This is a genomic window from Nocardia sp. Tas62D01, from assembly GCF_055232035.1.
Map to the genome: position 1 here is coordinate 8,680,272 of NZ_JBUYUZ010000001.1, position 12,904 is coordinate 8,693,175.

The window sequence follows — 12,904 nt, forward strand, 5'->3', positions numbered from 1 at the left end:
TCGACCGATTCTAGTGCCAATGCCACTTAGCTTGACGTGTTTTCGCAGGTCATCGGCATGATTGCGATGTAGTGCCAGCTGGTTGGTCTGTGAGACTGGTTGGTGTGGAGCGTTTTTGGGCGTGTCGGTGCCGGATCGTGTCGGTGCTGGGGTTAGCGTCGCCGACGTGGTGGATGTGGGTGCGGTGTCGTTGATCGATCAGGTGTCGTTGGGTGTGTTGACCGCTGTGGTGGACCGTGATGCGGTGGAGATGGCGATTTCCGAGCACGGCAAGGCGCCCAAGCGTCGTGGTGGGACGTTGCCGCCGCATTTGGTGATGTATTTCGTGGTCGCGTTGGCGTTGTTCGCAGGTGTGGACTACGAGGGGGTGATGCGGAAACTGGTTGGGCCGCTGCGGCTTTGGCGTTGTTGGGATCCGAAGTGGAGTTTGCCGACCTCGGGTGGGATCACCCAGGCCCGGCAGCGGCTGGGGTTCGAGCCGATGAAAACACTGTTCGAGCGGATCGCGGTGCCGGTGGCGTCGCGGCTGACCCTGGACGCGTTCTACGCGCGACGCAGGCTGGTCTCGATTGATGGCATGGTGTTCGACGTGGCCGACACCGAGGCCAACGCAACGGAATTCGGTAAACCGAGCAAGGGAGTGTTGCCACAGGCACGGGTGGTGACGTTGACCGAATGCGGCTCGCATGTGAGCCTGGGCGCGGTGATCGGGCCGGTCGTGGGCAAGGGCACCGGTGAACGCACCGCCGCGGCCGAACTGATCTGGTTACTCGAACCCGGCATGATGTTGGTGTGTGACCAGGGGTTCTACAGTTTCAAACTGTGGTGCCAGGGCGCCGACACCGACGCCGACCTGTTGTGGCGTCTCGGTGACATTATGGACCTGCCGATCGTGGACCGCCTCGGTGACGGCTCCTATGTGACACTGCTTTTCGCGCCCAAAACCCCGGCGAAAATGCGGGCCGAGCTGCTGGAGGCGGCCATAGCCGGGGAGGAGTTGGACTGGGACCGGACTCGTTTCGCCCGCGTCATCGAGTACGAGATCACCGACCGTGGCGAAGGCGGTGAGCTGATCTGCCTGCTCACCACCATCCTCGACCCGCACGAGGCACCCTCGCTGATCCTGGCCGAGGCCTATCACCAACGCTGGGAACACGAAGCCGCGAACAGGCAAATCAAGACGCAGCTCCGCGGCCCCGCCAAAACCCTGCGCTCGCAAACCCCGGACATGGTCCGCCAGGAAATATACGGATTCCTCATCGCCCACTACGCGATCTGCTCGCTGATCTGCCGGGCCGCGGTCGAGACCGGCATCGATCCCGACCGCGTGAAGTTCACCCAGACCGTCCGACTCGCCCGCGACACCATCGCAGGCCCGGACGGTTTTTCCCCCTGACCGCCAACTCGAGCTCCACACCGAACTCGCCGAACAGATCACCGCAAAACGCCACCTCAACCCCCGCCGCCACCGCTCCTACCCCCGCGTCGTCAAACGCGCCAGACACAACAGCTTCCGAGTAAAACGCAAGGCAGACAAGGGAACCCGTCACACCGGACCCGCTACCATCCGGCTGGCCAACCAAAGCTGCATCACGCCGACACAACGACGACCATCCGCAAAACCGCCGGTCACAGCTCTACAGGGGGCGAGCTAAGCGGCATTGATTCTAGTGCCGACAACGAGTAGTAATCCCAGGACGCCGAACGTGATGTTGAGGATGACTGGGAGAAGGTGTTCTGCAGTCGAGTAGACAGCGGAGGCGATCATTGCCGTTCCGAACAGAATCGCCCCTGGACGCCGTGATTCAGGCCAGACGGCATTCCATTTGTATTCGGACGGTGTTCGGTAACGCATGCCAACCATGCGGTCACGGTAACGAAGCGTCCTCACTTATGCCACTCCGGTGGGCTACCACGGATTTCGCAGTCCCCTCATCGCCCACGAATCACCAGCTCCCGAGAAGAAAGGTCGATCGGCCTGTGACTGGTCAGGTTATGCGGGCAGCCATGGTAGGCCCTCGGCGAGTGTGACGAGGACTTCGAGGAATTGTTTGCCGTGCTTGTTGGCGGTGGACAGGCAGGGCCCCGGCAAAGTCGTGATGTGAGGGTTTGACCTGCGGGTTTGGAGTGTCGTTTGGGCGGGCACGGCAACGGTCGGTGATGATCTTGGTTACCACACCTGGACCGTCCGAAAGCTGTTGCCGTGCCCGCGTTCTCATCATCCCCTGTCCTGGATTCGTCGGCTCACCGGGTCGGTGCCGAAGCCGGCGGTATTGCTGGTGGCGAGGCTGGGGTGTTGGTTCCGTTGGGTTTGCTGGAGGTGTTGGATCGGGTGGCCGACCCGCGGGATCGTCGGGGTACGCGCCACCGATTGGGGCCGTTGCTGGGGATCGCGCTGTCGGCGACGCTGGCCGGAGCGCGGTCGTTCGCCGCGATCGCCGAATGGGCCGCCGACGCTCCTGCCGGGGTGCTGGCGCGGCTGAGAGTGACCGGACCAGTGCCGTCTGAATCGACGATCCGCCGTGTGCTCGCGCAGCTGTCCGCCGATGGGTTCGACGAAGTGATCGGCGCGTGGATGTGGCTGCGTACGAGCATGATCGGTGGGCGGCGGGTCATCGCGTTCGACGGGAAAACCGTGCGCGGAGCCCGCGACGCCGCCGGGAACCTGACGCATCTGCTGGCGGGATTGTGCCAGCGCACCGGCATGGTGCTCGCGCAGATCACGGTCGGCGCGAAAACCAACGAAATCCCCGTGCTGCGAGCACTTCTGGAGTCATTAGACATCACCGGCGCGGTCGTCACCGCCGATGCGTTGCACTGCTGCCGCGACACCGCCACCGCTATCACCGACCGCGGCGGCCACTACATCCTGACCGTGAAGAACAACCAACCCGGCCTGCGCAAACGCGTGAAAGCCCTTCCATGGAAACACATTCCCGCATCCAGCACTGTTTCCTCCGGTCACGGCCGCCGTGAGCGGCGAACCCTCAAAGCCACCGCCATCACCACCGGAATCGGATTCCCTGGCGCCGCGCAGGTACTGCGGATCACCCGCACCCGGACCATCGCCAAGACCGGCAAACGTCACACCGAAACCGTCTACGCCGTCACGTCCATATCGTGCACCGACGCCACCCCCGAACAGATAGCAGAATGGTTGCGCGGGCACTGGTCGATCGAGAACAAACTCCACTGGGTCCGCGACACCGCTTCCGACGAAGACCGCTCCCAGATCCGCACCGGCGCAGGACCGCAAGTCATGGCCACCCTCCGCAACACCGCCATCAGCCTGCTCCGCCTGACCGGCCACACCAACATCACCGCCGCCCTACGACACAATGCCCACGACTTCAACCGGCCCGTCGAACTACTCCTGACATGCTGAAACACGACTTTGCCGGGGCCCTGGGTGGACAGGTAGCTGCGGATCGCGCAGAACTGTTGGGCTCCGGTGAGGCTGCGCAGGCAACCGGAGACTTTCTGGCGGATTTTGATCATTCGGATGTCGCGTTCGGAGCCGTTGTTATCCGGAGGTATCACGTGGTCGGTGGTGAACCTCAGGTAGTCCTCGCACCGGTCGAACAATCGGCGGGCCAGGGCGTGGTGTTTGCGCGTGACGGTGTTCTCGCGGGCGGCGGTCTCGGTGATGGCGATCTGGGCGCCCGCGCGGTAGAGCCGTACTTGCTCGGCCAGCGCGTCTGCGTCGATGGCGGTGCCGGTGGCGAGGGCATCGGTGAGCAGGCGTTGCATCGCGACCAGCGCGTCGGCGACCTGAACGGCCAGTCGTCGTCTGCGGGGGCTGTCTCGGCGACGGCTTGCAACTCTCGAAGAGCATGAGCCGCGCAAAGCTGGTGTGCCGCAATGCCGGTGAAGGTGTCGTAGGGTGCCCACGCGTCGTGCACCGCGATGCCGCGGAACCGACCCAGCACCCCGGCGGCGGTCATCGCGTCCCTGCCGCGTTTCGCGTGGCAGGTGATGAGGGTGAACATGTCGGTGCGTGCGACGTGCACCCAGTGCAGTTTGCCCGCGACCCGCAGCCCGGTCTCGTCGAAACCCGCGACCGGCGCGTCGGCGATCCGGTCGCCGACGGCAGCAAGGAACCCCTCGAGACCGTCGGCGGCGCGGCGGGTCATCGCCGCCACCGTCGCATCCGACAGCGGCGTGGCGAACAGCTCCGACAAGGCTTGGGCGGCGCGTTTCTTCGACAGGAACTGGCCCACATACAGATACAGCACGATCGCGGTGACCCGCGGCCCGTACTGCACCGGCGCGGACACCCCCGCCGGGGCCGGCCCGCACGTCGACACGCCGCATCCGCATCGGCGGGTCACCAGTTGATGTTCGGTGACATCGATCCTCATCGGCGGCAGGTCGAACACCTGACGCCGCACCACCCCGACTTCGGGCGCGTCGTCCAGGCCCGCGCCGCATCCACCGCAGGCCGCTGGCTCGTGGCGCACGATCCGCTCGTCGGGCACCCCATCGACCAGTGCCAACGTCGACCCCGGATGCCCGGGTTGGCCACCAGGTTTACGGCCCGACCTGCGGCGCAACGACTTCGGAGCCGGTTTACCCAACCCGTCGGTCGACGGAGGCTTCGAGGAGTTGCGACTGTTGAGCCCCAACTGCCGCCTCAACTCCGCGATCTCGCCACGCAACTCGTTGATCACCGCCCGAAGCGCAGCGTTCTCCGCCATCAGCTCCTCAACGGACGGACACCGATCACCAGGCACTGCAACATCATTGACCACAATCCACCGAAATCAAGCCGCCACGCCAACGAGGACCTGACCAGTCACTCCAAGCCTTCACTCGACGGCGGCCTCGACGAGTTGCGCGGATTCTGCCCCAAACGCCGCTTCAACTCCGCGATCTCGGCCTCGAAACGAGCCGTCCGCTCAGCCATCTCGGATTCGAGACGCTCGATCTGCCCGCCCAGCGCCACCACCAGAGCAGCGAGCTGCTCATAGGACGGACGCGGATCACCAAGCACCCCAACATAATCCATCACCAACAAGCAAAACCAGTCACGCCACGCCAGCGAGTACCTGACCAGTTACGGCTTGGATAAGCCTGCACTGAAGTCGTTGCGCCGCAAGTCTGGTCGCAAACCGGGTGGGCAGGACGGTCATCCGGGATCGACGTTGTCGCAGGTCGAGGACGTGCCCGAGGAGTGGGTCGTGCGGCATGAGCCGCCCGCGTGTGGCGGGTGCGGCGCTGGTCTTGGCGGTGCCCCGGAGGTGGGCGTGACCCGGCGACAGGTGTTCGACCTGCCGCCGATGGAGTTGGAGGTCACCGAGCACCGGTTGATCACCCGCCGGTGTGGTTGTGGGGCGTCGACCTGCGCGACGGCGCCGGAAGGGGTGTCCGCGCCGGTGCAGTACGGGCCGCGCGTCCATGCGATCGTGCTGTATCTGTACGTGGGGCAGTTCCTGTCGAAGAAACGTGCCGCCGAGGCGCTGAGCGAGTTGTTCGGCGCGCCGATGTCGGACGCCACAGTGGCGTCGATGACCAAACGCGCGGCGACCGGCCTGGAGCCCTTCTTGGCGGGGCTCGTGTTCTGGATCGCGCAGTCGCCGTGGCAGGGTTCGACGAAACCGGGTTGCGGGTCGCGGGCAAGCTGCACTGGGTCCACTGCGCCCGCACCGACAAGTACACGCTGATCACCTGCCACGCCAAGCGCGGCACCGACGCGATGAAAGCCGCTGGGGTTCTGCCCGACTTCAAGACCGTCGCGGTCCACGACGCGTGGGCGCCGTATGACACTTACACCGACGCCGAACACCAATTGTGTTGCGCCCATGCCCAACGCGAGCTGCAAGGTGTCGCCGACAACGCGCCCGCCGGCACCCCGTGGTGTTGGGCAGATCAGGTCGCCGACGCGCTGGTCGCGATTCAACGGCTGGTCACCGCCGCCGTCGACAGCGGTGCCGTCGCCGACAACATGCCACTGATCGACCCCGACGCGCTCGCCACGCAGGTCCGTCTCTACCGCGACGCCGCCAAGATCGGCCTCGCCGAGACTTCCGCCCGTTCCACGAAGCTGATGCAGAAGCAGAACGCGCTGGCCCGTCGGCTCCTCAAACGGGAAGACGACTACCTGCGGTTCACCACCGACATCCGGATCCCGCCCGATAACAACGGCTCCGAACGCGACATCCGCATGATCAAACTCCGACAAAAAGTCTCCGGCTGCCTGCGAACCTTTACCGGTGCCGAACAGTTCTGCGCCATCCGCAGCTACCTATCCACAGCCGCCAAACACGGCCACCAGTTCCTCGAAGTCCTCGTCATGCTTGCCGAGGGCCGACCTTGGATGGACCGTTCCCGGTTTGGTGGACAGTCGCTTGATTAGCGACTGGTCTCCGAGCGTGAGGAACAGTTATGGGATCGACGAGACGGAGCTTCACTGCCGAGTATAAAAAGCAGGCTGTACAATTAGTGGTCGGCGGCACATCGGTGGCGACGGTAGCCGCGAATATCGGTGTGCACGAAATGACGTTGAGGAAATGGGTGAAGAAAGAAAACGCTGACGGTGCAGAATCGGACCGACCGCTCGATATCAACGAGCGAGCGGAACTCGAACGCTTCCGGAAAGAGAACGCGCACCTGAAGATGCAGTTGGAGTTCGCAAAAAAAGTAGCGACCTGGTTCGCGAAAGACCAGCGATAGTTTTCGCTGCGATCGCGGACTGGGCGGACTCCGACTCATACCCGATTTCATTCATGTGCATCGAACTGGATGTCTCTCGTTCGGGCTATTACGCCTGGCGGATCCGCCCGGAATGCGACCGGGCACGCACCGATACCGAGCTCGCTGCGCTGATCCTCACCCTGCACGAGGAATTACGTGGAAACCCGGGCGTGCGACGCATGCGCGCCGAGCTACACACCCATGGCATCCGGATAGGCCTCAAACGGGTGTGGCGGCTGATGCAGGCCGCCGGCCTGCGCGGACGGCACCCGAAGCAGTGGAAACGTACCACCGTCGCCGGTGACGCACCGGTCCCCGCCCCAGACCTGATCGGACGCAATTTCATCGCTGATGCTGTCGATCAACGCTGGTGCGGTGACATCACCTACATCAAGACCTGGGATGGCTGGGCCTACTTATAAGTTACGTGGAATCTGACCGTGTGTCGGTCAGCGGGGTCCGGGCCTGGGCTCAGTAACGTCGCGGCGAACTTTCGAACTCGACGGACAGACGGGGCTGGTGCATGCCGGAGACGGTGGAGGCGAAGTGGCCGGTTCTCGGTCGGCACGTGCGGGCGGCGGAGTGGTTGCGGATCTGGACCGATCTGGGGCGTGCGCCGCGAACGATCGATGCGTATGCGCGGGGTTTGGGTGAGTATCTGCTGGTCTGTGAGCGGGAGGGTTTCGATCCGCTGACCGCGACTCGCGCTCAGGTGGCGGTGTTCGTGCGGGAGTTGACGTCGCGGCCGAGTCGGCGAGGGGCGAATGTGGTGGCGTTGGATTCGGGGTCGGGGCTGGCGAACGCGACCATGCAGCAGCGTCTGGTGCCGGTGCGGCTGTTCTATGATTTCTTGGTTGAGGAGGGGGTGCGGGACTCGAATCCTGTTGGCCGGGGCCGGTATACGCCTGGCCGGGTGGTCAGCGGTCGGGCGCGGTCGCTGGTGCCTCGCATGGTGAAGCTGCCGTGGATTCCCAGCGAGGAGGAGTGGCTGCGGCTGCTGGGGGTGTTCGCCGAGGAGCCGATCCGTAATCGGCTGATGCTGGCGCTGGCCTACGACGCGGCGTTGCGGCGGGAGGAGTTGTGCTCGTTGCGCAGCGACGATATCGATCCGGCGCACCGCACGGTGCGGGTGCGGGCGGAGACGACCAAGACCCGCCGGGAACGTGTGGTGCCGTATTCGGCGCCGACCGGGGTGCTGCTGTCGGAGTATTTGCAGCACCGGGCCACCCTGAGCAGGGCTCGCGGCGCGCTGTTTCTGTCGGAGTCACGCCGTAATCGCGCGGAGCCGCTGACGTTGTGGACGTGGTCGAAGGTGGTGCGGCGCATTGCGTTGGCGGCTGATGTTTCTCGGTTCTCCACCCATACCACCCGGCATCTGTGTTTGACGGATCTGGCCCGGATGGGGTGGGAGCTGCACGCGATCGCCAGTTTCGCTGGGCATCGCAGCACCGATTCCACACTGCAGTACATCCACCTGTCCGGGCGGGAGTTGTCGGCAAAACTGAATTCCTCGATGACGCACGTCCACGCATGGCGGATCGGAATGCTCACCGGAACCGGTGACGGCCGACAGGACGGGCCGGCGTGACGGCGGCCGAGGCGGTGTCGTCGGCGGCAAGCGGTGTCGCCGCGCTGCCGCGCCGCCGCCGCGGCTGGGACCGCCGTGGTGTGTTGCTCGACGGTGAGGCTGCGGCGGTGCTGGCGTTGGGGCCCGCGGGGCTGCGGCGCAAACGGTCCACCGGTGTCCCGCGGCGGACGGCGCGGCACTGGAATGCGGTGACCCGCTTGGTCGTTCCGCTCGATGAGACTCTGGCCGGGCTGCATCATGGTGAGGATGTCCGGTTCCGGCGGGCTGGCTTGCACGCCGCGGCGATCGTGCTGGCGCACTGCGCGGACACTGGCCGGTCGTATTGGGGGTGGACACCGTGGGAGTGGGCCAGGGTGTGTGGCGGCAGCGCGCGGGAGTTCGAAACCGCCCAGCCGCTGCCGACCGAGTCGACGGTCAGGCCGTTCGTCGTGGCGCTGGCTTACTTGCTCGGCGGGTTCACCGACTTCCACCGGTTGGGCACGTTCAACCGTTTTCGGTTGGCCTGCTTGATTTTCGGTGAATCCGACGTAGAGCAGTCCCTGCGAACTACCGGCGAGACGCTGCAACGGTGGGGCTACTGCGACGTCATGGACGCCAAGCATCGGATGCGGGGCGGGGTCAGTCAAGCCCTGCTGCTCAACGGCAGTCCCCGCCTCGACGAGTTGAGCACCACGGCGTTCGCGGCCCTGCGAGCGCATCCGGCAACTGAGGGGCATCAGGGGTCGATGCTGTTCGCGCTGCAACGCGTCGTGGCGGAACTGGGGCACTGTGAGGCGCCGGTGCGCAGCGGATACAACCCTGTCCTCGGCATCGAAGAAACCGATCCTGAGTGGGCGCCGTGGGTCGAACGATGGTATGCCACATCAACTTTGACCCCGAAAGTCCGCGCCTCAGTCCGCAATATCATGGCCAAAGCCGGCCGCTGGCTGGCCGCCGAGCACCCCGAGATCACCGAACCGGGCCACTGGACCAGGGCGACCTGCGCAGCCTGGGTCGCCGTGGTCGACCGGATGAGTGTCGGTGACTGGGTTCAGCGCCACGACGCCCTCGGCGACCGCGCTGGCACTCCGATCTCACCACGCACCAAGGCCCAGAACCTCAATGCCACCCGCACGTTCTTCCGGGACTGCCAGGAATGGGAGTGGATCGATCGCCGGTTCGACCCGAACCGGGCGCTGGCCGTCCCCCGCAGCGTCGCCGCGCTGATCGGCCCCAACCCCCGCGTGATCGCCGACGAGGTCTGGGCCAAACTGCTGTGGGCCGGGCTCAACCTGGAACCCCCCGACCTGCCCGGCACTTCCGGCGATACCGCCTATCCGATGGAGCTGGTCCGCGCCATCACGGTGACGTGGCTGTTCTCCGGGCTGCGCAGCGACGAGCTCTCCCGCCTGCGGGTGGGCTGCATCCGCTGGCAACACGCCGGACTGCCCATCCCCGGTGACTCCGACGACGTCCTCGCCGAGGACGCGGTCTGCCTGCTCGACGTTCCCGTCCACAAGACCGGCACCGCGTTCACCAAACCGGTCGACCCGATCGTCGGACAAGCCATCGAAGCCTGGCAGAAAATACGGCCGCACCAGCCGAAACGGCTCGACCGCAAGACCAATGAACATGTCGACATGCTGTTCTCGGTCCGCGCCCAGCCCGTCGCCAAGTACTACATCAACCGCACCGTCATCCCGGCGCTCTGCGCCAAAGCCGGTGTCCCCACCACCGACGTCCGCGGCAACATCACCAGCCACCGCGCCCGGTCCACGATCGCGAGCCAGCTCTACAACGCCAAGGAACCGATGACCCTGTTCGAGCTGCAGGCATGGCTCGGACATCGCACCCCCAACACCACCCAGCACTACGCCAAAATCACCCCGAACACCCTGTCCAAGGCGTATTCCGAGGCCGGGTACTTCGCCCGCAACATCCGCACCATCGAGGTCCTCGTCGACCGAGACGCTGTCACCTCCGGCGCAGCCGCCGCCGGAGAACCCTGGCAGCACTACGACCTCGGTCACGGCTTCTGCACCTACACCTTCTTCGAACAATGCCCGCACCGAATGGCCTGCGCTCGTTGCGATTTCTACACCCCCAAGAACTCCAGCAAGGGGCAACTCCTGGAGGCCAAAGAGAACCTGCAGCGGATGCTGGCCAACATCCCGCTCACCGACGAGGAACGGGTCGCCGTCGACGAGGGACAAAGCGCCCTCGATCAGCTCCTCGAACGACTGATCGATGTCCCCGCCCCAACTGGCGCCACGCCCCGCGAGATCGGCGTCCCGCCCACCGCCACCCTGTTGCCCATAACCCCTGCAGACCCAAGCAAATCCATATAAACCGGACAATTCAGATTCCACAGAATGTGTGCGATCCGGGACGGGCACTCCCGCCGCGTGCTCGGGCATGTCGTGGCCGACCACATCGGCGCCGACATGGTCTGTGAGGCCATTGATGCGGCCGTGGCCACCCGCGGCGGCCGATGCGAGGACACCGTGCTGCATTCCGATCGTGGTGGCGAGTTCACCGCTGGTCTGACGGCGAAATCCTGTGCCAGACACCGGCTTCGGCGGTCGATGGGCGAAACCGGAATATGCTGGGACAACAGTCCCGCCGAATCGTTCTGGTCCACGTTCAAGCACGAGTGTTACTACCGTCACGCCTACGCGACGAAGGCTGAACTTGTTGCCGCCGTTGATGATTGGATAGGATGGTTCAACACCGGTCGCCGTCACTCTGCGATCGGGATGATCAGTCCGCTACGCTACGAGCAGTCCCTGGCGACAGCCGCAGCGGAAGCCGCATAGCCCCCTGTCCACCGTTCGGGGTGAACCTCAAAAGCCGTCTGCAGGGCGAAGTTGCGCCGTCTAACTCGGCGTTGGATCACTCTCGCAGAGAGTAGAGGTTCGGAAGGAGCAGACCCTTTGGGTCACCCGTCTTACCTGGACGCGAAAGCGCGAGGGGACAACAGCATGGCGGGAAAGCGTGGAGCATTGTGAAGGCGTTGATGGTGCTGCCGCGCAAGACCCGTGTGATATGGCGAAGACCAGACTGTTTGAAGCCCAGTTCCCGGTGATGGAAATGTGCATCCTCCGACATACAACGCCCGGAGCGGAGCCACCAGCATCAGGCGAATCCCCTTTGCTTCGCCCCAACCCTTCCGGCTGGTGGGCGGTGGGCAACGAGCTCACTCAAGGGAACGGACGGGCCGCCTACGTCGCACTCGATACGTCCAGCGCAAGAGGAATTCGGGATCACCTACCGGGCGCGAGCCCCACGGTGACGGAGTGCCAATAGTAGTCGTGGGAGTGACGCCCCACCAGGGAGAGCGGGAAAGCCGTTCACAGGGCCAAGTGGCACAGGTGTCGAGGTTATCCGGATAGATGAGGTATGCGTAATGCAGAGAGCCGAAGTCCTGAGGGAGATCATCCATGAACGCGGTAAGAGAGGATTGCCACTGGAGAGATTGTATCGGCACTTGTTCAACCCGGAGTTGTATCTGCGTGCCTACGGCAAGATCTACCGAAACGACGGTTCCATGACGCCCGGCTCTAATCAGGAGACCGTGGATGGCATGAGCCTGAAGAAGATTCAGGCGATCATCGAAGCGCTGCGGTATGAGCGCTATCGGTGGTCCCCGGTAAGGCGTGTATATATCGACAAGAAAGGATCGCCGAAGAAACGCCGACCCCTGGGTCTGCCGTCGTGGTCGGATAAGCTGTTGCAGGAAGTGATCCGTTCCCTGTTGGAAGCGTATTACGAGCCGCAGTTTTCCGAACGTTCTCACGGCTTCCGGCCGGGGAAGGGCTGTCACACCGCTCTGACGGAAATATCGCAGTCGTGGCGCAGTATGACGTGGTTCGTCGAGGGAGATATCTCCCAGTGTTTCGACCGGCTCGACCATGGGGTGCTGCACTCCATTCTGGTCGAAGACATTCACGACAACCGTTTCTTGCGGTTGATCGACGGACTGCTCCAGGCTGGATATCTAGAGGAATGGCGTTACCACGAAACATTGAGTGGCGCACCGCAAGGGGGTATTTTCTCGCCTCCAACGCAATGGGCAACTTCTGCTTCGATGTCACGCTGAATTACCGGCGGCTGGAACGTCCTCGGCGCATCGCAGGGACGGCGGTGTGACATGTTTGATGTTATCTTTGTGTCATGCGTGTTGGTGATAGTCGTTGCGGCGCTATGGAATTCGCGCAGCGGGTCAACTCGGCGGCTGAGTTGCTCGGCAACGGTGTCGTGGTTGCCGAGGCTGCACGGGTGCTGGCGGGCGAGTTCGGCTGCTCGCCGCGTCAGGCTCGCCGGTATGTCGAGCGGGCCGCCGCGCAGGGGCGGGTGGTTGTGCCGGAGCAGACGGTGGTGTTCACCGTCAAACTGCCTGTGGCGCTGGTGGATCGGGTGCGTGAACGAACCGGTGAGTCGGGCGGCACGATCTCCGCCCTGGTTACGCGCGCGTTGACCGAGTTCCTGGCGCGGGGTCACCACCAGCCCCGGCGCAGGTGAACGACCGGGCGGTGGAGACGGAATTCGTCTTCGACCGCCACGCGGCCACGGATTTGTCGGTGGCTTACGACATTCTTGTGCCACAACGCCGGGCCCGCCTCACGCGGACCCGGGAGGAAGGAC

General features: G+C 64.4%; 12 protein-coding genes and 2 pseudogenes. 11 read left to right on the plus strand and 3 right to left on the minus strand.

The features are described 5' to 3' along the window. Positions 1-121: 121 nt before the first annotated feature. A complete protein-coding gene (locus ACV7NQ_RS42120) occupies positions 122-1,396 on the plus strand; it encodes an IS4 family transposase (protein WP_463365544.1) in 1,275 nt (424 codons plus the stop codon). An 807-nt stretch (positions 1,397-2,203) separates the two neighbouring features. Next, positions 2,204-3,385 carry an ISAs1 family transposase gene (locus ACV7NQ_RS42125; protein WP_463364601.1) on the plus strand — a complete coding sequence of 394 codons (1,182 nt, stop codon included), beginning with the start codon at positions 2,204-2,206 and terminating at the stop codon, positions 3,383-3,385. A gap of 116 nt (positions 3,386-3,501) precedes the next feature. Here the strand turns inward: ACV7NQ_RS42125 and ACV7NQ_RS42130 are convergent. From ACV7NQ_RS42130 to ACV7NQ_RS42140, 3 genes and pseudogenes are all read right to left on the minus strand, one after another. Further along, a pseudogene (locus tag ACV7NQ_RS42130) lies at positions 3,502-3,597 on the minus strand (hypothetical protein); the annotation flags it as partial. Next, positions 3,558-4,697, minus strand: coding sequence for an IS66 family transposase (tnpC, locus tag ACV7NQ_RS42135; protein ID WP_463364602.1), 1,140 nt, complete (start codon positions 4,695-4,697; stop codon positions 3,558-3,560). The gene tnpC and the pseudogene ACV7NQ_RS42130, both read right to left, overlap by 40 nt. A 98-nt stretch (positions 4,698-4,795) precedes the next feature. Then, positions 4,796-5,008: a DUF6444 domain-containing protein gene (locus ACV7NQ_RS42140; protein ID WP_463366020.1), complete on the minus strand. Its 213-nt coding sequence runs from the start codon at positions 5,006-5,008 to the stop codon at positions 4,796-4,798. A gap of 55 nt (positions 5,009-5,063) precedes the next feature. On the opposite strand from ACV7NQ_RS42140, the gene ACV7NQ_RS42145 reads away from it, so the two are divergent. The 9 genes and pseudogenes from ACV7NQ_RS42145 to ACV7NQ_RS42185 all read left to right on the plus strand — a co-directional run bounded on the left by ACV7NQ_RS42145 (position 5,064) and on the right by ACV7NQ_RS42185 (position 12,781). Next, positions 5,064-5,663 carry an IS66 family transposase zinc-finger binding domain-containing protein gene (locus ACV7NQ_RS42145; protein WP_463364603.1) on the plus strand — a complete coding sequence of 200 codons (600 nt, stop codon included), beginning with the start codon at positions 5,064-5,066 and terminating at the stop codon, positions 5,661-5,663. Then, complete coding sequence (locus ACV7NQ_RS42150; RefSeq protein ID WP_463364604.1) at positions 5,579-6,355, plus strand: IS66 family transposase; 777 nt, start codon at positions 5,579-5,581, stop codon at positions 6,353-6,355. Before ACV7NQ_RS42145 ends, ACV7NQ_RS42150 begins: the two co-directional genes overlap by 85 nt. Positions 6,356-6,384: 29 nt before the next feature. Then, positions 6,385-6,672 (plus strand): transposase, encoded by a 288-nt coding sequence (locus tag ACV7NQ_RS42155; protein WP_463364605.1) that lies wholly within the window; start codon positions 6,385-6,387, stop codon positions 6,670-6,672. A gap of 53 nt (positions 6,673-6,725) precedes the next feature. Next, on the plus strand, positions 6,726-7,115 hold the full coding sequence (locus ACV7NQ_RS42160) for an IS3 family transposase (protein ID WP_463364606.1): 390 nt from the start codon (positions 6,726-6,728) through the stop codon (positions 7,113-7,115). Positions 7,116-7,216: 101 nt separating this feature from the next. Then, a complete protein-coding gene (locus ACV7NQ_RS42165) occupies positions 7,217-8,281 on the plus strand; it encodes a tyrosine-type recombinase/integrase (protein ID WP_463361685.1) in 1,065 nt (354 codons plus the stop codon). Continuing rightward, positions 8,278-10,608, plus strand: a complete 2,331-nt coding sequence (locus ACV7NQ_RS42170; protein WP_463359983.1) for a tyrosine-type recombinase/integrase — start codon at positions 8,278-8,280, stop codon at positions 10,606-10,608. The genes ACV7NQ_RS42165 and ACV7NQ_RS42170 overlap by 4 nt, the downstream gene beginning before the upstream one ends. A gap of 21 nt (positions 10,609-10,629) precedes the next feature. Beyond that, positions 10,630-11,076, plus strand: a pseudogene (locus tag ACV7NQ_RS42175) (transposase); the annotation flags it as partial. 590 nt (positions 11,077-11,666) lie between these two features. Then, positions 11,667-12,359 (plus strand): reverse transcriptase/maturase family protein, encoded by a 693-nt coding sequence (locus ACV7NQ_RS42180; protein ID WP_463364607.1) that lies wholly within the window; start codon positions 11,667-11,669, stop codon positions 12,357-12,359. A gap of 104 nt (positions 12,360-12,463) precedes the next feature. Beyond that, positions 12,464-12,781, plus strand: coding sequence for a hypothetical protein (locus ACV7NQ_RS42185; protein ID WP_463364608.1), 318 nt, complete (start codon positions 12,464-12,466; stop codon positions 12,779-12,781). Positions 12,782-12,904 lie beyond the last annotated feature (123 nt).

Bases quoted from the DNA above. Each gene is read 5' to 3' on its own strand.
- ACV7NQ_RS42185 (WP_463364608.1), top strand. From the start codon at position 12,464: ATGGAATTCGCGCAGCGGGTCAACTCGGCGGCTGAGTTGCTCGGCAAC.
- tnpC (WP_463364602.1), bottom strand. From the start codon at position 4,697: ATGGCGGAGAACGCTGCGCTTCGGGCGGTGATCAACGAGTTGCGTGGC.
- ACV7NQ_RS42165 (WP_463361685.1), top strand. From the start codon at position 7,217: ATGCCGGAGACGGTGGAGGCGAAGTGGCCGGTTCTCGGTCGGCACGTG.
- ACV7NQ_RS42180 (WP_463364607.1), top strand. From the start codon at position 11,667: ATGCAGAGAGCCGAAGTCCTGAGGGAGATCATCCATGAACGCGGTAAG.
- ACV7NQ_RS42155 (WP_463364605.1), top strand. From the start codon at position 6,385: ATGGGATCGACGAGACGGAGCTTCACTGCCGAGTATAAAAAGCAGGCT.
- ACV7NQ_RS42160 (WP_463364606.1), top strand. From the start codon at position 6,726: ATGTGCATCGAACTGGATGTCTCTCGTTCGGGCTATTACGCCTGGCGG.
- ACV7NQ_RS42140 (WP_463366020.1), bottom strand. From the start codon at position 5,008: ATGGATTATGTTGGGGTGCTTGGTGATCCGCGTCCGTCCTATGAGCAG.